Source organism: Streptomyces sp. NPDC002513, assembly GCF_053595355.1.
This window is the reverse complement of record NZ_JBSFXK010000013.1, coordinates 23,716-44,290: the sequence shown is the minus strand read 5'-3', so window position 1 is coordinate 44,290 and position 20,575 is coordinate 23,716. Positions and strand designations below refer to the sequence as shown.

Here is a 20,575-nt window from a genome sequence, read left to right as displayed (position 1 = left end):
ATGCACCGACCTGCACAGCGAGACCAGAGAGATCAGCACGTTCAGGACGTTCAGGACGTTCAGGGCGGCCTCCGGCCGGGCCGGCCGGGCGCGCGCCTGCGCCGGCTCCTCGTCTGCGCGGCGGCCGTTCCGGCGGTGCTCGTCGCCGCCGGCTGCTCCTCGGACTCCGGTTCCGGCTCGGGCGGCGGCACCAAGCCGCAGGCGCAGAAGCAGCACACCGCCGACGCCAAGCCCTCGCAGAGCGCCTCCGCCGACGCGGTGCAGCCGGCCGCGTACGCGACGCTGCCGAAGCCGTGTGCCGTCCTGTCCGCCAAGACCCTGGGCAGCCTCGTACCGAAGGGGGCCAAGTCCGGCAAGCAGGGCTCGTCGGACGAGGCGGGGACGCGTTCGAACTGCTCGTGGAGCAGCCTGCAGAACAACGGCGTCAAGGGCTCCCAGTTCCGTTGGCTGAACGTCTCCCTGCTCCGCTTCACGTCGGACGCCACGCGCGGCTCGGGCAACAAGCTCGCGCAGGAGTACTACGACAAGCAGGTGCAGAACGCGCAGTCCGTGGACGGCGCGAAGAACACCACGTCGGGACCGGTCACCGGGGCGGGCGACCAGGCGACGGCGGTGCGCTACGACCTGAAGAAGAAGGAAGGCGCCTTCAAGCAGGAGACGGTCGTGGCGCGGGTGGAGAACGTCGTCATCACCCTCGACTACAACGGCGCCGGTCTGGCCGGTGACCAGACACCGGACGCCAACGATCTGGCGAAGGCCGCGGAGAAGGCCGTCAAGGAGGTCGTGTCCTCGGTGACGGCGGCCAACCACGACGGCGCCGGGACGGGCTCGTCCCCGTCGAAGGGCGCGTCGAAGAGCGCCTCACCGTCGAAGAGCGCGTCCGCGAGCCCGTCGAAGAGCGCGTCCCCGTCCGCGTCGGCCTCGAAGAAGAACTGACCCGGCCGGCACCGCGACTGCCCGCGCCACCAGGGACGTTGCCGGAGTCCGGCCCCGTGCGGGCCGGACTCCGGCCACACCGGCCGCCCGTAGGCCGCACGTGTGTGCCACCCTGTTGCGCGCAACAACACACAACGGGAGGGGAATACAGGTGGCCGGGCCACTGAAGCTGACACGGATGCACCGGATTCTGATCGGTGTGGTCGTCACCGGTGCTGTCGTCATCGCCGGGATCGGCTTCGCGGGTTCGTACGCGGCCGTCCGTGCACTGGCCGTCAAGAAGGGCTTCGGGAACTTCAGTTATGTCTTCCCGATCGGTATCGACGCGGGCATCTGCGTCCTGCTGGCCCTGGACCTGCTGCTGACCTGGATCCGTATCCCGTTCCCGCTGCTCCGCCAGACCGCCTGGCTGCTGACGGCGGCGACGATCGCGTTCAACGGCGCGGCGGCCTGGCCGGACCCGCTGGGCGTGGGCATGCACGCGGTGATCCCGATCCTGTTCGTGGTCGCGGTCGAGGCGGCGCGCCACGCGATCGGCCGGATCGCGGACATCACGGCGGACAAGCACATGGAGGGCGTCCGGCTGACCCGCTGGCTGCTCTCTCCCATACCCACGTTCCTGCTGTGGCGCCGGATGAAGCTGTGGGAACTGCGCTCCTACGAACAGGTCATCAAGCTGGAGCAGGAACGCCTCGTCTACCAGGCCCGCCTGCACTCCCGCTTCGGCCGCGCCTGGCGCCGCAAGGCCCCGGTGGAGTCGCTGATGCCGCTGCGGCTCGCCCGCTACGGCGTACCGCTGGCGGACACGGCCGGGGCGGGCCTCGCGGCCGCCGGCATAGAGATCCCGGTGCTCCTGCCGGCCGCCGCCCCCGTGGCGCCCGCTCCTGCTCCGGCGGCGCCCCAGGGCGAGCAGCGTCCCGAGCTGGCCCCCGCTCCGCGTGCCGAGCAGCCTGCCAGCGGACCCGCGGCGGCATCGGAACCCGATCCGGAGGTGAACCCCTGGCTGCACGCCAGGAACCCTCAGCAGATCGAGTACCACGGCGGCTACGACCCCACGTACGAGCCGCCGTACGACCCTCAGTACACCGAGGAGCAGTACGCGGCCTGGTACGAGCAGGAGCAGTACCAGCAGGAACAGCTCCCCCAGGCGCCCCAGGAGCAGCAGCCGCTCCCCGAGGAGTCCCCGTCGGAGACGACCGGCAGCTTCCCCATCCCCTCCGGGCCGGGCCGCACCCGTGAACTCGGCGAGGGCGGCGGCCCGCCGGAACCGACCGAGGAAGACTTCTACCTGGTCTTCAAGAAGTCGATAGACGGCGGTTACCCCAGCTCCAGCCAGTTCAGGGGCGACGTAGAGGCCACCTTCGGCACCACGCTCCCGCAGCGCGAGGCCGACCGTATGGTCAACCGCTTCACCAACCGCCACACGGCGGAACTGCAGGACGACCACGTCGCGTAGGCGGCCCGGCCGCCTACGACAGGGGGCGCCCGGTGATCACCGGGCGCCCCCTGTCGTAGGCACGGGACTACTCGTCCCTGTGCGCGGGACTACTCACCGAGCAGCTCCCGCACCCGGTCCTGCCCCACCGCGAGCAGCAGGGTGGGCAGGCGCGGGCCGGTGTCACGGCCGACGAGCAGGTGGTACAGCAGCGCGAAGAACGACCGCTGGGCGGTCTTGATCTCCGGGGGCAGCTCCTTGGGCGTCGCATCCGCGGAGAACCCGGCCTGGACCTTGGGCACGCCGTACACGAGGTGGCTGAGCCCGTCCAGCGACCAGTGCTCCGCCAGGCCGTCGAGCAACAGCCGCAGCGACTGCTGCGCCTGCTCGTCGAGGGACTTCAGCAGCTCGGCGTCCGGCTCGTCGCGCACGATGGTGCGCTGGTCCGCCGGAACCTGGGTGTTGATCCACGCCTCGGCCCGGTCATAGCGCGGCCGGACCTCGTCGAGCGAGGTCAGCGGGTTGGCCGGGTCGAGGTCGGACAGGATCCGCACCGCCTGGTCCTGGTGGCCGGCGGTGATGTCGGCGACGGACGCGAGGGTACGGTAGGGCAGCGGACGCGGGGTACGCGACAGCTCACCGGCGGCGGTGCCGACGGCCCGGGTGTACCCGGCCACGTCCCCCGGCAGCGCCGAACCGTCGGCGACCTTGCCCGCCAGCTTGTCCCACTCGTCGTAGAGCCGCTGGATCTCCTGGTCGAAGGCGATCTTGAAGGACTGGTTGGGCCTGCGGCGGGCGTAGAGCCAGCGCAGCAGCTGCGGCTCCATGATCTGGAGCGCGTCGGCCGGGGTCGGGACCCCGCCCTTGCTGCTGGACATCTTGGCCATGCCGCTGATGCCCACGAAGGCGTACATCGGACCGATGGGCTGCTTGCCGCCGAAGATCCCGACGATCTGTCCGCCGACCTGGAAGCTGGAGCCCGGGGAGGAGTGGTCGACGCCGGAGGGCTCGAAGACCACGCCCTCGTAGGCCCAGCGCATCGGCCAGTCGACCTTCCAGACCAGCTTGCCGCGGTTGAACTCGGCGAGCCGCACCGTCTCGGAGAAACCGCACGCCGAGCACGTGTACGTCATCTCGGTGGTCTCGTCGTCGTACCCGGTGACGGTGGTGAAGTCCTTGCCGCACCGGCCGCAGTAGGGCTTGTAGGGGAAGTACCCGCCGGAGCCGGAGCTGCCGTCGTCCTCGGCGGCGGCACCGGATCCCTCCTCGGCCTCCAGCTCGGCCTCGTCGACGGGCTTCTGCTGCTGCTTCTTCCCGGCGGCCTTCGGCTTGGTCCGGTACTGGGCGAGGATCGCGTCGATCTCCCCGCGGTGCTTCATCGCGAACAGGATCTGCTCGCGGTAGGCACCGGAGGTGTACTGCTCCGTCTGGCTGATGCCGTCGTACTCGACGCCCAGCTCCGCCAGCGACGCGGTCATCGCGGCCTTGAAGTGCTCCGCCCAGCTCGCGTACGCGGAACCCGCCGGGGCGGGCACCGAGGTCAGCGGCTTGCCGATGTGCTCGGACCAGGACTCGTCGACGCCCGGCACGCCGAACGGGACCTTGCGGTACCGGTCGTAGTCGTCCCAGGACAGCACGTGGCGCACCGTGTACCCGCGCCGCCGGATCTCGTCGGCGACGAGGTGGGGCGTCATGACCTCGCGGAGATTGCCCAGGTGGATGGGTCCCGAGGGGGAGAGCCCGGACGCGACGACGACCGGTTTGCCCGGGGACCGACGCTCCGACTCCTCGATGACCTCATCCGCGAAACGGGAGACCCAGTCGGTGGTCTCGGTGCTCTGAGCCACGATCGGCACGTCCTCTTTTTTCCAGGGTTCCTCGGGACCAGCCGCACGGTCACACGGCTGACCGGTCCATTGTCCCTGCCGACACCGCATCCACGAAAACCGCTTCTCAAGCTCTTACCCACGCGTCACCGCGCACACGGCGCGGCACACGCGGAACCGCACCCGGAAAAACCGCTGTACCCCCATGGGATACTGACCGCATCCATCCGCACGCACGAGGAGAACGGCACCCACCTCATGGCCTCGGTCACGTCCCTCACCGCCTCCGTCCACCAGCACCTCGCGAGCGCCCTCTCGGCCACCCTGCCGGAGGCCGCGGCGGACCCGCTGCTGCGACGAAGCGACCGGGCGGACTACCAGGCCAACGGGATCCTGGCGCTCGCGAAGAAGGCGAAGGCGAACCCGCGGGAGCTGGCGGCCCAGGTCGTCTCCCACGTCGTCACCGGTGACGTGATCAAGGACATCGAGGTCTCCGGCCCCGGCTTCCTCAACATCACGGTCACCGACCGGGCGATCACCGAGAACCTCGCCGCCCGCGCCGCCGACCCCGAGGGCCGCCTCGGCGCGCCGTACGCGGAGAACCCGGGCACCACGGTCATCGACTACGCCCAGCCGAACGTGGCGAAGGAGATGCACGTCGGCCATCTGCGCTCCGCGGTGATCGGCGACTCCGTGGTCAAGCTGCTGGAGTTCACCGGCGAGACCGTGATCCGCCGCCACCACATCGGCGACTGGGGCACCCAGTTCGGCATGCTCATCCAGTACCTGGACGAGCACCCGCACGAGCTGGACCACAAGGCGGGCGAGGTCACGGGCGAGGAGGCGATGTCGAACCTCGACCGCCTCTACAAGGCCGCGCGCAAGCTCTTCGACTCCGACGAGGAGTTCAAGACGCGCGCCCGCCGCCGGGTGGTCGACCTCCAGGCCGGCGAGCCGCGCACCCTCGCCATGTGGCAGAAGTTCGTGGACGAGTCGAAGATCTACTTCTTCTCCGTCTTCGAGAAGCTGGACATGGAGATCCGGGACCCCGACATCGTCGGCGAGTCGGGCTACAACGACATGCTCCAGGAGACCTGCCGGCTGCTGGAGGACTCCGGCGTCGCGGTCCGCTCCGAGGGCGCCCTGTGCGTCTTCTTCGACGACGTCAAGGGCCCGGACGGCCAGCCGGTCCCGCTGATCGTGCAGAAGTCGGACGGCGGCTTCGGCTACGCGGCCACGGACCTCTCCGCGATCCGCGACCGCGTCTTCAACCTCAAGGCGAACGCGATCATCTACGTCGTGGACGCCCGCCAGTCGCTGCACTTCAAGATGGTCTTCGAGACCGCGCGGCGGGCCGGCTGGCTGAACGACGGCGTGAAGGCGTACCAGCTCGCCTTCGGCACGGTCCTCGGCAAGGACGGCAAGCCGTTCAAGACCCGTGAGGGCGAGACGATCCGTCTGGTCGACCTCCTGGACGAGGCGGTCGAGCGCGCCTCCGCCGTCGTACGGGAGAAGGCACAGGATCTGTCCGAGGAGGAGATCGCCGAGCGCGGCGCCCAGGTGGGCATCGGCGCGGTGAAGTACGCGGACCTGTCGACATCGGCGAACCGCGACTACAAGTTCGACCTGGACCAGATGGTGTCGCTGAACGGCGACACGTCGGTGTACCTCCAGTACGCGTACGCCCGTATCCAGTCGATCCTGCGCAAGGCCGGCGAGGTACGCCCGGCCGCGCACCCGGAGCTGGCACTGACGGACGCGGAGCGGGCCCTGGGCCTGCACGTGGACCAGTTCGCGGAGACGGTCGCGGAGGCGGCGGCGGAGTACGCCCCGCACAAGCTGGCCGGGTACCTCTACCAACTCGCGTCGCTCTACACGTCGTTCTACGACAAGTGCCCGGTCCTGAAGGCCGAGACGCCCGAGCAGGTGGAGAACCGCCTGCTCCTGTGCGACGTCACGGCCCGCACCCTCCACGAGGGCATGTCCCTGCTGGGCATCAGGACGCCTGAGCGGCTCTGACCTTCCCGCGTGACGCGGCCCCGCCGGACACGTCCGGCGGGGCCGCGGTCGTCTCCGGGCCGCCCGCGGCGGCGTCCGGTCAGCCGCCCTCGCGGACGATCCACTGTGCGCCGCCGTTCGGGAAGTCGTAGCCCGGCCGTCCCGTGTTGCCGCTCGTCCGGAACGGCTTGCCGTGGTCGTCGATCCGGACGGTGCCGTGCCGGGCGCCGCTGGACCACTCCAGTTCCAGGTACCAGTGCACATCGTGCGCGGCGGTGCGGGCCCGGACCTGGAAGACCTCCGGGTCGGACTCGCTCACCTTGAACGGGAAGTCGCGCTGTCCCTGGGCGGGCGCCGCCGACGGGCGCCCCGCGTCCAGGTCGACGTCGAACCCGTTGGTCTCCACACCACCGCCGCAGCCCACGCCCATGGAGTAGTCGCTCCAGGCCAGGGGCGTGTCCAACGAGACGACCCGGACCCTCAGGTCCTCCAGGACCACGGTCGACGCGCCGGTGCCCTGCACCGTGAGCACGACGTACTGCCCACCGGAGGACACCGCGCCGAGCGCCGACACCCAGCCCGGCGCGTCCTGTTCGGTGGGCGGCGGCGGTACCTGCTGCGGCGCCCGGTCGATCAGGTAGTGCTGGCTGCACGGGTCCTCAAAGGCGTACGGACGGGTGTTGACCGTCAGCGGTACGGCGGGGACGGCGGCCGGGGTGGTGGCCGCACCGGTGCTCGGGGCCCCGGTCCCGGCGCTCGCCCCGGTCCCGGCGCTCGGTCCCGGGCTCCCCTTCCCGTCGGCCTTCTTGCCCGCGTCCCGACCGGACCGCGACGGCGAGGGGCTCGCGGGGCCCGTCGTGCCGCCCCCGTCCATGGTTCGCCGTACGGCGGGCGATGCTCCCGCCGGGTTCTTGGCGTGCTCCCCTCCGAGGCCGAAGGAGGGGGTCCACGGGAATAAGGCGGCGCCCAGCAGCGCGAGTGCGCCGGCCGGGACGAGCACCCTGGCACGGATACGCCGACGGCCGCCGGGAGTTGCCGGGGCACTCGCCCCCACCAGGACGGTCTCCGGACCGGGCTCCGGCTCCCCGGTGCCGCCGGATTCCGGTTCCGGCTCGCCACCGGGCTCCGGTCCCGCCTTGTCACCAGGCCGTACGGCGGCGGTCTTGCCCTTCCTCTCCCGCAACGCGTCGGCCAGCACCCATCGCCGGTGCAGCTCGACCAGTTCCTCGGGCGACGCCTTACCGAGCCGGGCCAGCCGCTCCACGGGCGCGTAGTCCGTCGGTACGACGTCCCCGGTGCAGTACCGGTGCAGCGTCGACGTACTCATGTGGAGCCGCTTGGCCAGCGTCCCGTAGCTCAGCCCGGACCGCTCCTTCAGTTCCCTCAGCAGCTGCCCGAACACGTCTGCCGCATCCGCCCCCGACACCGTTCCTCCACTCCCCGTGTCCCTGCGCGCGTCCCAGGAACAGCACATTTTCCCAGTTCAAAGCAGTGCGGGCGTCCCAGCGTCCCTGACGGTACGCCCGTCGTGGCGGCTGGGACGGATCACCCCGCAGGCTCCTGCCATCCAAGCACGCCGCCCCGCCGACCGGCCCGGCGGCACGCACCGACCGGATCCGCGAAGAGGTTTCCCTTCATGCGCACCTTCCGCACCGCCCGCTCCCGCACCGGGCTGCTCACCACCACCGTCGCCCTCGCGGCCCTGGCCCTGACGGCGTGCCAGAGCGGCACGGGCACGCAGGACGAGGGCAAGGCGTCGACGCCCGCCACACAGACCACCCAGGCCTCGCACACCGCCTCCGGCTCCAACTCCGGTTCCGACTCCGGTTCCGACTCCGGTTCCGACTCCGGTTCCGACTCCGGCTCGTCGGCCGCGCAGGGCACGAACACCACGTCCCACACCGGACCGACGGCCGGCCAGGGCTCCACGGGCCGCGCCTCCGGTTCCGGTTCGGGCCATGGGACGACGACCACGACTCGCGTCCTGTGCAACGGCGCCAACACCCGGGTCACCGCGCAGCCGGTGTCCAGCCCCCTCAACCACATGCTGCTCACCGTGAAGAACATCGGCTCCCGGCCGTGCGACCTGACGTACTTCCCCTATCTGCGGTTCGACGAGATGCAGTGGGCGCCGGGCGCGTTCGAGGAGAGCCGGCCGCAGGCCGTGGTCACGCTGACCCCCGGCCAGTCCGGCTACGCGGGCGTGCGCCTCTCCGCCGCCGACGGCAGCGGAGAGAACGGGACCACGGGGCACAAGCTGAGCATCATCTTCCAGGGACGCACCCCGAGCAGCAACGGGGGCCCCACGGCCACCGTGACGCTGCCCGCCAAAGGCGTGTACTACGACAGCAAGCTGACCGCGACGTACTGGCAGTCCAACGCGACCGACGCCCTCACCTGGTGACGCCTCCGGGTGGTGCGGTGGCGAACTCGCACCACACCACCTTGCCGGGGTCCCGCTTGTCGACACCCCACCCCATACGCCACGAGTTCGGGCAGGGATTGGAGGGTTTGTGCCACGGGTGGGCCAGGAAAGGCCAGTCCGCTGCCCCGTGCCTGGCCCAAATCCTCCAATCACGGAGAACGGAAGTCAGGCATCGGGGACGGGCCGGTTGGCGCGTCCCTCGTTCTGTCATTACTCGCGTCCTTCGTGCCGCTCGCCGCGCAAGGCGGAGTCGGGGGCGAGCAGGATGCTCAGCGCCACGTAATCCGATCCGGGGCGGCGGGCGGGCATGAACACCTCCAGCCGGTCCCCTTCGGTCCGGTAGCCCGCCTTCGTCGCGCGCGCCGAAAGGGCCCGGCTGCCGACGTGCGCGGCCAGTCCCCGTACGTCGAGCCGGATGCCGCTGCCCGGGCTCCCGGAGACGAAGGCGATCCGGGACCAGGGCACCAGCCCGGGGAAGGGGTCGAGCGTCAGCCCTTCGCCGGTGAAGGTCAAGGCGCCCCAGCGGAACGAGCCGCCCGCGCCGAACTCGTCCAGATGGCGTTGCGCAAGGGCCTCGCCGACGGCTTGCGTCGCGTTCTTGACGAAGCGTTCACCGGAGTCGCCGGTCGCGCCCGAGAGCAGCCGCCAGAAGCCGGACTCCTCGCGGACCTTGACGTAGTCCAGGCCCCTGACACGGATCCGGCCGCCCGCGTACGGACGGATCACCGTCTTGAGCACGTCGTGCGAGTGCCCCAGGTTGATGTTGACGGACACCCGGGTCGACTCGACGGACGCGATCTCCTGCCACGCGTACCGCAGCGTGCGGCGCCCGGGGCGGTGCAGCTCGAAGCCGTGCTCGTACTCCCGGATCCGGATCCGGGTGTGCCGCACGCACAGGGCGACGCACACCGCGGCCGCCCCGGGCACCGCCCAGAACGCGAGGCGGAACGAGGACTCCTCGTCGTAGTGGTCGCCGGCGATGGTGCACAGCACGATGAACGAGATGACGAGCGGGACCAGCGCGGTCAGGGACCTGCGCGGCAGGGTCCCCTGGTAGGTCCACACCCGCTCCCCCAGCCGCCCGGCCCGCTCCCGCCCTGCTGACAACACACACCTCGCATGCTCGTCCGATACCGCGTCGTCGAGTCTCGGGCGGGTGCGCGCGGGGGACAACGGGAGAACTACTCAATTCCTGTGCGTCCGCGGTGCCGTGGCCGTGCGTCCGTAAGATGGCCGCTCATGGAAACGGGGGCAGCCATGGGGACGTTCGTCGGCCTCGGCCGTGAACTGACGCCGCTGTTCGGGCGGCGGGCGGAGACGGCCCGGATCGCCCGGCTGCTCTCCGGTGCGCGTCTGGTCACGCTCAGCGGGGTCGGTGGTGTGGGCAAGACCCGGCTGGCGTTGCGCGTGGCGGCGGACGCGACGCACTCCGCGTTCCCCGACGGCGTGTACGTCGCCGAACTCGCCGACCTGCGGGACCCCGAGTTGCTCGCACCGAGCGTCCTCGGCACCCTCGACGTGGCGAACCCGGGGCGCCCCGGCACCGATGCGACGGCCGTCCTCGCCGCCCGGCTGCGCGAGCGGCGCGCCCTGTTGGTCCTGGACAACTGCGAGCACCTGATCGACGCGTCCGCCCGCCTCACCGACGCGCTGCTGCGGGCCGCGCCCGGGCTGCGCGTCCTGGCGACCAGCCGGCAGCCGCTCGGTGTCGCGGGCGAACAGGTCTTCTCCGTGGAGCCGTTGCCGGTGCCGGACGCGGACGCGGGTCACGGCGTGCGCGCCCTGAGCGGCAATCCGGCCGTCGCGCTGTTCGCCGACCGGGCCGCCGCCGTGCTGCCCGGCTTCGCCGTGACCGAGTCCGACGCCGCTGCCGTCGCCGAGCTCGTACGCCGTCTGGACGGGCTGCCCTTCGCGATCGAGCTGGCCGCGGCCCGCATCCGGAGCCTGACGCCGCAGGAGATCCTGGAGCGGCTCACGGACCGGTTCGCGCTGCTGACCGGGGGCAGCCGCGTCACCGCCGACCGGCAGCGCACCTTGCGCGCGCTGATCGACTGGAGCCATGAACTGTGCACGGGGCGCGAGCGGCTGCTGTGGGCGCGGGCCTCGGTGTTCCGCGGCGGCTTCGACCTGGAGAGCCTCGAACGGGTCTGCACGGACGCCGAACTGCCGCCCGCCGCCCTGCTCGACACCCTCGACGCGCTCGTGGCCAGGTCGATCGTCAACTGCCTTCAGGAGCATGGGCGTTCGCGCTATCACATGCTGGAGACGGTACGGGAGTACGGGCATGAGCGGCTGGCGGCGTCCGGCTCGCTCGACGGGCTGCGCGCCCGCCACCGGGACCGGTACGCCGAACTGACCGCACGGGCCGGGCGGGAGTGGTTCGGGCCCCGGCAGGTCGACTGGTTCACGCGGCTGCGCCTGGACCACCCGAACCTGCGCGCGGCCCTGGAGTTCTGCCTGGAGCGGCCCGGGCAGGCGCGGGCCGGTCTGGCCCTGGCCGTGTCGCCCCGGCACTACTGGATCACCGCGGGCCTGTTGTCCGAGGGCCGCCGCTGGCTGTCGCAGCTCCTCGCCGCCGACCACGCGCAGGACGCCGGCGACGACGCGGCCGGCCCGGACGCCGCCGTCCGCGTACAGGCCCAGGTCACCCACACGTATCTGGGCATCCTGCTGCAGGGCGACCCGGACACCGATGTCCAGCGCGCGCTCGCCGCGTGCGAGGCGGCGGCCAGGCGCGGCGGCCACCGGCGGGAGTCGGCGTGGGTATGGCACCACCACGGGATCCTCGCCGTCTGGCGTGAGGACTTCGCGAGCGCCGCCGAGCTGTTCGCGCGGGCGCACACCGAGTTCCGCGCGCAGGGCTGCCTCGACGCGGCCCATGAATGCCGGGTCAAGTTCGCCATCGCGCACGCCTACGGAGGTGAGGTCGCCGCGGCCGACGAGGCGTGCGGCGAGGTCGAGGCGGCCGCCCGCGCGCACGACGAGTCATGGCTGTACGGCATGGCCCTGCTCGCCCGCGCCCTGCTCGCCCGGCGCGCGGACGCCCCCGCCGACGCGATCGCGCACGCCAGGGCGGCCATCGCCCGGCTGCGCCCGTTCCAGGACTGGTGGGACGTGGCCATGTGCGTGGAGGTCATCGCGTGGAGCACCCAGGACGCCCCGCGGCGCGCGGCCCGGCTCCTGGGCGTGCTGCACCTGTTGTGGGAGTCGCTGGGCGGGCGACTCGGCTCGGCGCCGTTCATGCGCGCGCAGCATCTGCGCTTCGAGGCCGCGGTACGGGAGGCGCTGTCCGCCGCCGCCTTCGACCGCGAGTTCCGCCGCGGGGCGCGCGCCACCGTGGACGAGGCGATGGCCTACGTACTCGCCGACACGGCCGGGGTGCCAGGGCTGACGCGGCGCGAGAGCCAGGTCGCGGAGCTGGTCGCCGAGGGCCTCACCAACAAGGACATCGCGGCGCGCCTGACGATGGCGCAGCGTACCGCGGAGAACCACGTCGAACGCATCCTGGGCAAACTGGGGTTCACCTCGCGCACGCAACTGGCGGTGTGGACGTACGAGCAGCGCGCCGCCCCCGCCGGGAGCTGACGGCGGGGTCGGACCACAGGGCGAGCGCCGGCAAAGCGGGCCATCATCCACGTACGCCGGACGGGTTCGGCGGCAGGCGGGGCGCGAGCGCGCCGCATCACTCACTGTCCGCTTGCACGCCGAGCCGACCCGGCGTGCATGTGAAGCTCGATCCCGCCGCGCCACCCGGAAGCACGACACTGCCAAAGAAGCGGGCGGCCCCCACCGTCACTCCATGAACTCCGCCCACACCACCTTCCCCGGGTCCCGCTCCGCCACCCCCCACTTGTCAGCGAGCGCCGCGACCAGCAGCAGGCCGCGCCCGCCCTCGTCCGCCTGCTCCGGGATGCGTGGGACGCCACCGCCGCTGTCGTGCACCTCCACCCGCAGCACGGCGCCGTCGTACCGCAGGAAGAGGCGGAACTGGCGGCCGGGCGGTACCCCGTGCACCAGGGCGTTGGTCGCCAGCTCACTCACGCACAGCAGCACGTCGTCGCCGCGCTCGGCCTCGGCGAGGCCCCAGCCGGCCAGCGTCTCCTGGGCGAACCGCCGGGCGGCGGGAACGGAACGGCGCTCGCGCCGGAAGAACCTCTCGCGCAGCGGCGGGAGTTGAATCGCTTCGTTCACGGGACGATAGTCGCTGAGAGTGACTACAGTAGATCACTACGTGATCCCGTACAGATTTTTTGTACGGGTTCGTTCGGGATCGCGTACGGACAGGTGTGGGGAGTTGGTCCAACATGAACTCCAGGAAGCATCCACGAAAGAAGAACCTCTCGGCCATGAAGATGCTGGGGGCCCAACTGGCCGCCGCCCGCCGCGCGGCGGGCCTGACCCAACGGGCCCTCGCCGAGCGCCTCATGCTCGACGAGGAGACCATCGCGTCGATCGAACAGGGCCGGCGTCCGCTGAAGCCGGATCTGGCCGCGCTGCTGGACGAACTCCTGGGGATCAAGGGGCTGTTGTCGGCCGGGGTGGAGAACCTGCCGGAGATCGACCAGTTCCCGATGTGGGCGGAGCTGTATGTGGAACACGAGAGGGAGGCCATCGCTCTCTCTTTGTACGCCAACCAGGCTCTGCCCGGACTTCTGCAGACCGAGGCGTATGCGCGTGCTGTCCTGTGTGAACGTGTGCCTGCGTTTGACGAGGACGAGATCGTGACCAGGACCGCGGCCCGCGTAAGTCGTCGGGACGTACTGCACCGTAAGAGTCCGCCGACGGTGAGCTTCGTCGTCTGGGAACCGGTGTTGCACCTTGAGATCGGCGGCCCGGAGGTGCATCGCGAGCAGCTGAGCCACCTGCGTGAGTACGCCGAACTTCCTGGCCTGTCGGTGCAGTTCCTTCCACTGGCCAGTCCATCCCATGCGGGACTCGACGGCCCCTTCGTTCTCCTGGAAACCCCCGACCACCAGCACCTGGCCTATATCGAGGGGCAGCGCGGCAGCCAGTGGGTCTCCGACTCAGGCGAGGTGTCCATCCTGGCGTGCAAGTATGCGATGCTGCGAGCCCAGGCCCTCACGCCCCGAGAGTCGAAGTGCCTGCTGGACCGACTGCTAGGAGAGCAATGAGCACCGCACTTCAGTGGTTCAAGTCGTCCTACAGCGGCAGCGAAGGCGGCGAATGCCTCGAAGTCGCCTACACCTGGCGCAAATCCAGCTACAGCGGTGACGAAGGCGGCCAGTGCCTAGAAGTCGCCACCTGCCCCCACACCATCCACGTCCGCGACTCCAAGAACCCCACCGGCCCCACCTTCGCCGTCTCGCCGGAGGCCTGGGTCGCGTTCGCCGACTACGTGGCCCGCTAAGGGCGTTGTCAGTGGCTGGCCCTACAGTCACTGGCATGGCGACACTTCCCAATCCGCTGCCCAAGCTGGCGGCAGATCCGAGCGGGCGCGCGCTCGGGCTTGAGCTTCCTCCGGGGAGCCTGATCGATGCCACGGACGAGGGTCCGTGGCACGAGCCGCTGCTGTGGCACGCCGGGCGCCCCGCGTCCTCCGGCAACTGGGCGCGGCTGGGTGCGCCCGGCGCGCGGGTCGGGCTCCTTCCGGTCCTCATCGATGTCGGCGGGGAGGGGGGCAGCCCGCGGGAGTGGCTTCTGACGCCCGGCAGCATGTCGTATCCCGGCGATCACGACGCCGAGGAGGTGCTGGCCGAGCTGTGGGACGAGTACGTCGCCGACGCGTCCGAGGACGACGAGGACGAGGCACTCGACGACCTGGACGAGATGCTCGCGCCCCACGGCCCGGACTGGCCCGGCCTCGCCGACGCGCCCCGGCTGGAGGCCGACCCCGACAGCCGTGCCGCCGAGGTCGCCGACCGTCTTCTGGACGACGGCTCTTGGTTCAAGGAGCCGCGCCTCGCCCTGGTCCCGGCCCGCCGCTCCGCCGACCTCCCCGCCGCCATCGGCTGGACCGGCCCGCTCAACTACGAGAACGACACGGCCGTGCTCTGTTCCGTGCTCCGCTCCTGGGAGGACCGCTTCGGTATACGGGTCGTCGCGCTCACCTACGACCGGCTGGTCCTGTCGGTCGCGGCGCCGCCCACCACCCCCGCCGAGGCGGAGGCGGTGGCCGCCGAGCACTTCGCGTTCTGCCCGGACACCATCACGCAGGGGTACCGCGAAACCCTGCGGGAGTACGCCGAGCACGAGGTCCTGGGCCAGCGGGTGTGGTCCTTCTGGTGGGACTGACCCGACGGACCGGCTCACGGGCGTGCGTCAGCGAGCGGGTTCGGGCTGTCGGAGGAAGGTGGCAGGCAGGCCCCCTTTCACGATGCCGAGCCACTCGGGTTGGATCAGGCCGGCGGCGACGACGGAGGTGGCCGCGGTGAGGCCCGGTCCGTCTTCGGCGAGGTCATCGATGTCGAAGACGGACGTCGCCTGGGGAGGCTCGGTCAGCTGATGACTGCCGAGCGTTCCGCCGAAGCTTCGCGGGTGGCGCGCCAGGAGCCGGAGTCCGGACCAGATGTCGGGGAGACCCCGGGAACAGTCAGGCCTTGGGTGTCGCGCCATTTCCGGGGGGGCATCCCGTAGGCGGCCCGGAACACCCGGCTGAAATGCGAGGCGTTGGTGAAACCCCATCGATGCGCCACCGCGGCGATCGTGGAATCGTTCCTGCGGCGCGCCAGAGCGCGCCGGCACTCCTCGAGGCGACGCCGCTGGATCCACCGGCGGACAGTGGCGTCTTCGCTCTCGAACAGCCTGTGCAGATAACGCAGGGATATGTGGTGGGCTCGGGCGATGGCCTGTGGGGTCAGATCGGGGTCCGCGAGGTGTCGGTCGATGAACGTCTGGATCCGCAGCAGCAGTGCCCGGTTCTCGCTGGGCACGTCCGTGCTGGTCCGGTCGAGCAGCTCGTGGGTCAGCGCGCCGAGCAGGCCCACGACGTTATGGGCCATCAGTTCACTGGTGCGTGGCGGGTAGGTTTCCGCACTGCCCACGAGCTCGGCCAGGAAGGGCGAGAGCAGGCTGCCGAGGGGGGTGTCGGGGCCGAGCGGTGAGGCCGTGATGTGAGTCAAGTCGGACTCGCTCAGGCCCAGAACGTCTCTCGGCAGGACGAGGGACTTCATCCGGAAGGGCTGGGGAAGGTCCAGCCGGGCGGGGCGCGCCATGTCGTAGACGAAGATGTCCCCCGGCCCCAGGTGCGCTTCGCGGCCGTCTTGCTCGAGTCGGGCGACTCCTCTGTCCAGCAGTTTGACGACCACGTGCTCGTCCGCGCTCTGCGCGACGAGTCGGCTAGTTCGCAGGATGGACAGGCTGTCTCCGTCCACGGTGACGGCCTGGAGTCGGCCGAGCGGTGCCGTACGGATTGTGCCTGAGTACATTTCGTCCGGGATGGCCGCCTCCACGGCGCCGAAGGTCCGGGACAGGGCTTCGCGCCAGTCCACGCGTCTGCGGTGGGCGGGCAGTGTGATGATGTCGTGGAAGCTGCCGGGGCGGTTTCCGCCCTCTTGGAGCAGAGAGTCCGGCGTCATGAGGTCGGCCCCTGCTCCCGCCCCGACGAGCCTGGCAGGCGCGTGCGCCCGGCTCGGGTGGAAGGGCGCCGGAAGCTGCCACGATATGTCGCCCTCCCGGACGCTGTCGACGGCCTTTCGCCCGTCGACCGGGCCGAGGTCGTACAGGAACGGAGGGTTCGCTGTCGCGTCGGCCAAATCCTGGGCGGCCGGATCGAGGACCAGTGGGATGGTGGACATACAGCCCCCGTGCTGTGCAGGACGTGCCGCCGAGGCGGCCTTACGCCCCTCACCCTCGCAAGCAGCCCACTCCGGACGCATCCGTATGTTGACGGTCCATCTCCGCCCTCGCGCCGAGCCGGCCCTCAGCGATGGTCGGCGAGAGCCTCCCTGAGGAAGTGGCCGCCTTGCTGAAGCGCCGTCCGGGTCGGCGGGCTGTCCCGCAGCGAACTCAGGGACACGAAGTCGTGGACCGTGCCCAGGTAGCGGACGGCGGTCACCGGGACGCCGGCCTTCCGCAGCAGGCGCGCGTACTGTTCGCCCTCGTCTCGTGCGACGGCCGCCTCGGCCGTCACGATCAGGGCGGGAGGCAGTCCCGCGAGGTCCGCCGGAGTCGCCCGCAGCGGGGCGGCCGTGGGCTCGGCCAGCTCACGGGAGTCATCGGTGTACTCGCGCCAGTACCAGTCCAGAGCCTCACGCGTCAGGAGGTAGCCGGAAGCGAACTGGTCCCGCGACGCGGTGGCGACCTGCGGGTCGGTCATCGGGTAGTACAGCAACTGGGCACGGATCCGGGGGCCTCCCCGCTGCTTGGCCATCATGGTGAGCGCCGTGGCCATGGTCGCGCCGGCGCAGTCGCCGGCCAGCGCCAGCCTGCGACCGTCCAGTTCCAGGGCGTCGGCCTGCTCGACCACCGAGGTCAGGACGGCGTACGACTCCTCCAGTGCGACCGGGTAGCGTGCCTCCGGTGTGCGGGTGTACTCGGGCACCACGAAGGCGGCGTCACTCAAGGCCGTCAGCTCGCCGATCATGTCGGCGTGGGTCCGGGCGTCGCCCAGCATCCACCGGCCGCCGTGCAGATACACGACCACGGGAAGGGGACCTGTCGCCGCCGGCCTCGTCGGCCGGAACAGCCAGAAGCCGACGAGCCCGCTGGGGCCCACCGGTGCCACCAGGAACTCGGCGTCCAGGTCCAGGTCGTCGAGCGTACGGCCCTGGAACTCCAGCAGCGCCTGCCTTCCGTCGGCCGGACCCAGCTGGTGCAGGTAGGGCGGTGCGGCACAGGCGTCCACGAGCCGTTGCACGAGGGGATCCAGGACGACGGCAGGGCATTCGGATTCGTCCCGCCCCCTCACCGGCCCGGAACTCAAACGACTCACGCTCCTTCCGCCATCGCAAGCAGCCATCGTCCGCCGAACGGCCACCATATCGCCTCCGGCGATGCGCTCCGGGGGCTTACAGCTCGTCGAACAGATCGCGGAGCTGGTTGCGGCTGCTGACACCCAGTTTCGGATACACGTTGTAGAGATGTGAACTAACCGTGCGCGGGGAGAGCATCAGCTGCTCCGCGATCTCCCGGTTGCGCAGCCCCCGGGCCGCCATCCGTACGATCTGGCGCTGCTGAGCGGTCAGCTCCGCCAGCGGATCGGCCCGGACGGGGGCGGTGGCCACGCCACTCGCCCGCAACTCGGCGCGGGCCTCCTCGGCCAGGGCGGACGCGCCGAGCCGGGTGAACGACTCCAGCGCGGTGGCCAGGAGCGGGCGGGCGTCCAGGGGGCGCCGCCGTCTGCGCAGCCACTGCGCGTAGTGGAGCCTGGCCTGGGCCCGGGCCAGCGGCCACTGATCGCCCACCGGGTTCACCGTGGCGAGCCGGAAATGGTGTTCGGCGTCCTTCGGGTCGCCGACCAGCGCGGCAGCGTGGTGCATCAGCAGCGTCATCCGGGTCGTCGGCCGCGGCCCCACCGCGGCGCGCACCACCGCAAGGATGTGCGCCGCCTCCTCCTGCCGGCCCGTCCGCTGGGCGGCCGCGGCGAGGTCGGCGACCGACCGCGGTGACAGGAAGTAGTGCACGGGGGTGCCATCGTCATCGAACAGCGACCGGAACTGCCGGAACGCGCCGTCGAAGTCACCGGCCGCCCCGGCGGCGGTACCGGCGGCCCGGAGGATGCGTGCGTGGGTGGCACGGTTCTCCTCAAGGCCGACCGCCGTCCAGGCCGGGTCCGCCGTCATGTCGACGGGCTCGCCGCGCAGGGCCCGCAGGGTCACCCGCAGCGCCTCGACGTCGATCTGCAGATGCCTCCACTTGTGAACCGCCGCCAGCGCAGCGGCCTTCTCCAGGTGCTCGTCGGCCTCCACCCACCGGCCGGTGTCGATCAGCGTCGCAGCCACCGCCACGAGCGAGGGCGCGGCCGGGCCCATGGCACCGTACGCGCTGAGCAGGGCGTACACCTGACGGAAGGTCTCCACACACAGGTCGGACTCGTCGGCGTACCAGGCCAACCCGCCGATCCCGAGGGCCCAGGTCATCTCCGCGACGCTGGTCGCCGGCTCCGGCGCGCCCGCCCGTCGGTGGATGCCCCGCAGCAACTCGGTGGCGTCGGTCGGCTCGGCCCCGGCCAGGGTCGCGGCCCGCACCGCGGTGAAGGCTTCGGCCGTCGTCAACTCGGCGTAGGGGGTGTCGTCGTTCCCGGCCTCCACCCCGTCCAGCAGAGCCGCGATCGGGCGCCTGACCTCGGGCAGGCCCGACTGGTACGCGACTGCACCAAGCACGCTGGCCAGAGCGACCACCGTCATGGCGTCCCTGGGGGGATCCGGCTCCAGCGCGCTCATCAGCACCCGGAACCCCTGGCGCTGGTAACCGAACAACGACAGGGCCATGCCCGCGCCACAGGCCGCCATGCCCAGCACGTCCCGATCCTCGGTCAGCGCGGTGACCTTGTCGTACAGCTCGCCGACCCACGAGGCGTCGCCGGCGTTGCTGGCTGCTCTCAGCGCCTTCGCGTACCGGCGCGCCCGGCCGGCAGGTGTGGGGCTGCACTCGGCGGAGCGTTGCAGAGCCTGGGCCGCCGCGTAGAAGCCGCCTCGCCGCTCGGCGAGTTCGGCGGTGTCCTCCAGAGCCGCCGCCACCGACTCGTCGTGACCGACGCACGCGGCGGCCAGATGCCAGGCACGGCGGGCCGGGTCGGCCGTGAGGGCGTCCGCCAGATCCCGGTGCGCCTGGTGCCGGAGGTAGGCAGGCGCCGCGTGATAGCAACCTGTGCGTGCCAGCGGATGCCGGAAGAGCACCTGCCCGTCCACGATGGCCACGAGGCCGGCCTCCTCGGCCGGGGCCCATGCCGACAGGTCCGGGCCGACGCCCGCGGCCGCCATGATCGTGGCGAGGTCTTCGTGCTGTGCCGCCGCGGCGTACAGCAGCAGCCGCTGCGTCACCTCGGGCAGAGCGCGCAGCCGCGCCGCGTACAGCTCCTGGATACGCTCCGTCTGCGGCAGTCCGCCACCGGGCAGCAGTGCCGTGCCGCCCGCTCCGCGCGCGCGGCTCAGTTCGATGATGGCCAGCGGGTTCCCGTCGGCCTGCCGCAGCAGTTCGCTCCGCGCCCGGCCGGTGGGTGCGTGCGGCTGCACGTCCACGAGTTCGGCCGCGGCCTGTTCGCTCAGCGGCCCGAGCAGCAGGGTGGGCAGGACCGCCGGAACCCCGGCGGGCGCCGTCTGCCCCCGTGCCGCCAACAGGACCGGCACGTCCATTGCCGTGAGGCGGCGCATCACGAAGCTGAGAACGTCCAGGGAGTCCCGGTCGAAGTGCTGGACGTCGTCGACGGCCAGCAGGACCCGCTTTCGGCGGGAGACCTCGCTCAGCAACGTCAGGACCGCCATGCGCAGCAGCATGGGGTCGGCGGGTCCCTCGGCGGGAGCGATGCCGAACGCCGTTTCGAGTGCCTTGCGCAGATGGTCGGCCAGCGTGGCGACATCGGGCAGAACGGGGAGGAGCAACTGGTGCAGGGACGCGAACGACTGCCGCGACTCTGCCTCGATGCCTTGGGAAGCCAGGACGAGCATCCCGCTGTCCCGTGCGTGGTCGCCGATGGCCGTCAGCAGTCTCGACTTGCCCGTGCCGGCCTCGCCGAGGAGGAGCAGCATCCGCGGTTCGCCGCGGCCCTCGACGATCTCCAGGAGGCGGGCGACCTCCGCCTCCCGGCCCACCAGGGACCCACCAGGTTCGGATGGGCGCAGGGTGATGTGGCTACTGTCCACGGCGGACCTCGGTCACGACGCCCGCGGACGGTATCCGGGGAACATCCCTGGGTTCAGCCAACGATGTTCTCCCCTGCCCCATGCACACCACTCTGTCTGCCACAGCGCCTGAGGCAGGCGGCACACATCGTGCCATACGCCGCATCCTACCCGGCCTGCGCCAGGGCCCGGAGGAGGGGCTGTCGGCCTGCGACCG

The 20,575-nt window shown here is 71.3% G+C and carries 15 protein-coding genes; 8 read left to right on the top strand and 7 right to left on the bottom strand.

What is annotated here, in order from left to right; genetic code table 11:
* Positions 1–936 carry a DUF3558 domain-containing protein gene (locus tag ACWD5Q_RS11940; RefSeq protein WP_451426880.1) on the top strand — a complete coding sequence of 312 codons (936 nt, stop codon included), beginning with the start codon at positions 1–3 and terminating at the stop codon, positions 934–936.
* A gap of 178 nt (positions 937–1,114) precedes the next feature.
* Positions 1,115–2,392 (top strand): DUF2637 domain-containing protein, encoded by a 1,278-nt coding sequence (locus ACWD5Q_RS11935; protein ID WP_451426879.1) that lies wholly within the window; start codon positions 1,115–1,117, stop codon positions 2,390–2,392.
* 89 nt (positions 2,393–2,481) lie between these two features.
* On the opposite strand, the gene lysS is transcribed toward ACWD5Q_RS11935, so the two are convergent.
* Positions 2,482–4,227 (bottom strand): lysine--tRNA ligase, encoded by a 1,746-nt coding sequence (lysS, locus tag ACWD5Q_RS11930; protein WP_451426878.1) that lies wholly within the window; start codon positions 4,225–4,227, stop codon positions 2,482–2,484.
* Between the two features lie 228 nt (positions 4,228–4,455).
* On the opposite strand from lysS, the gene argS reads away from it, so the two are divergent.
* The gene (argS, locus tag ACWD5Q_RS11925) at positions 4,456–6,216 is read left to right on the top strand and encodes an arginine--tRNA ligase (RefSeq protein WP_451426877.1); all 1,761 of its coding nucleotides are present in this window, start codon (positions 4,456–4,458) and stop codon (positions 6,214–6,216) included.
* A 79-nt stretch (positions 6,217–6,295) separates the two neighbouring features.
* On the opposite strand, the gene ACWD5Q_RS11920 is transcribed toward argS, so the two are convergent.
* Positions 6,296–7,669: a helix-turn-helix domain-containing protein gene (locus tag ACWD5Q_RS11920; RefSeq protein WP_451426876.1), complete on the bottom strand. Its 1,374-nt coding sequence runs from the start codon at positions 7,667–7,669 to the stop codon at positions 6,296–6,298.
* A gap of 162 nt (positions 7,670–7,831) precedes the next feature.
* Here ACWD5Q_RS11920 and ACWD5Q_RS11915 point away from each other — a divergent pair, with 162 nt between their 5' ends.
* Positions 7,832–8,599, top strand: a complete 768-nt coding sequence (locus ACWD5Q_RS11915) for a DUF4232 domain-containing protein (protein ID WP_451426875.1) — start codon at positions 7,832–7,834, stop codon at positions 8,597–8,599.
* A gap of 231 nt (positions 8,600–8,830) precedes the next feature.
* On the opposite strand, the gene ACWD5Q_RS11910 is transcribed toward ACWD5Q_RS11915, so the two are convergent.
* On the bottom strand, positions 8,831–9,727 hold the full coding sequence (locus ACWD5Q_RS11910) for a hypothetical protein (RefSeq protein ID WP_451426874.1): 897 nt from the start codon (positions 9,725–9,727) through the stop codon (positions 8,831–8,833).
* 132 nt (positions 9,728–9,859) lie between these two features.
* On the opposite strand from ACWD5Q_RS11910, the gene ACWD5Q_RS11905 reads away from it, so the two are divergent.
* The gene (locus ACWD5Q_RS11905) at positions 9,860–12,205 is read left to right on the top strand and encodes an ATP-binding protein (RefSeq protein WP_451426873.1); all 2,346 of its coding nucleotides are present in this window, start codon (positions 9,860–9,862) and stop codon (positions 12,203–12,205) included.
* 207 nt (positions 12,206–12,412) lie between these two features.
* Here the strand turns inward: ACWD5Q_RS11905 and ACWD5Q_RS11900 are convergent, their stop codons facing one another.
* The gene (locus ACWD5Q_RS11900; RefSeq protein WP_451426872.1) at positions 12,413–12,811 is read right to left on the bottom strand and encodes an ATP-binding protein; all 399 of its coding nucleotides are present in this window, start codon (positions 12,809–12,811) and stop codon (positions 12,413–12,415) included.
* A gap of 113 nt (positions 12,812–12,924) precedes the next feature.
* Here ACWD5Q_RS11900 and ACWD5Q_RS11895 point away from each other — a divergent pair, with 113 nt between their 5' ends.
* The 3 genes from ACWD5Q_RS11895 to ACWD5Q_RS11885 are packed head-to-tail and all read left to right on the top strand — an operon-like array spanning position 12,925 to position 14,872.
* On the top strand, positions 12,925–13,752 hold the full coding sequence (locus tag ACWD5Q_RS11895; protein WP_451426871.1) for a DUF5753 domain-containing protein: 828 nt from the start codon (positions 12,925–12,927) through the stop codon (positions 13,750–13,752).
* Positions 13,749–13,988 (top strand): DUF397 domain-containing protein, encoded by a 240-nt coding sequence (locus tag ACWD5Q_RS11890; RefSeq protein ID WP_451426870.1) that lies wholly within the window; start codon positions 13,749–13,751, stop codon positions 13,986–13,988. Before ACWD5Q_RS11895 ends, ACWD5Q_RS11890 begins: the two co-directional genes overlap by 4 nt.
* Before the next feature lie 35 nt (positions 13,989–14,023).
* Positions 14,024–14,872: a DUF4253 domain-containing protein gene (locus ACWD5Q_RS11885; RefSeq protein ID WP_451426869.1), complete on the top strand. Its 849-nt coding sequence runs from the start codon at positions 14,024–14,026 to the stop codon at positions 14,870–14,872.
* Between the two features lie 203 nt (positions 14,873–15,075).
* On the opposite strand, the gene ACWD5Q_RS11880 is transcribed toward ACWD5Q_RS11885, so the two are convergent.
* The 3 genes from ACWD5Q_RS11880 to ACWD5Q_RS11870 form a co-directional block, all read right to left on the bottom strand.
* Positions 15,076–16,374: a helix-turn-helix domain-containing protein gene (locus tag ACWD5Q_RS11880; protein ID WP_451426868.1), complete on the bottom strand. Its 1,299-nt coding sequence runs from the start codon at positions 16,372–16,374 to the stop codon at positions 15,076–15,078.
* A 125-nt stretch (positions 16,375–16,499) separates the two neighbouring features.
* Positions 16,500–17,435, bottom strand: coding sequence for an alpha/beta hydrolase (locus ACWD5Q_RS11875; protein WP_451426867.1), 936 nt, complete (start codon positions 17,433–17,435; stop codon positions 16,500–16,502).
* Positions 17,436–17,586: 151 nt separating this feature from the next.
* Entirely contained in the window at positions 17,587–20,379 is a 2,793-nt protein-coding gene (locus tag ACWD5Q_RS11870; RefSeq protein ID WP_451426866.1) for a helix-turn-helix transcriptional regulator, read from the bottom strand.
* Positions 20,380–20,575: the final 196 nt, after the last annotated feature.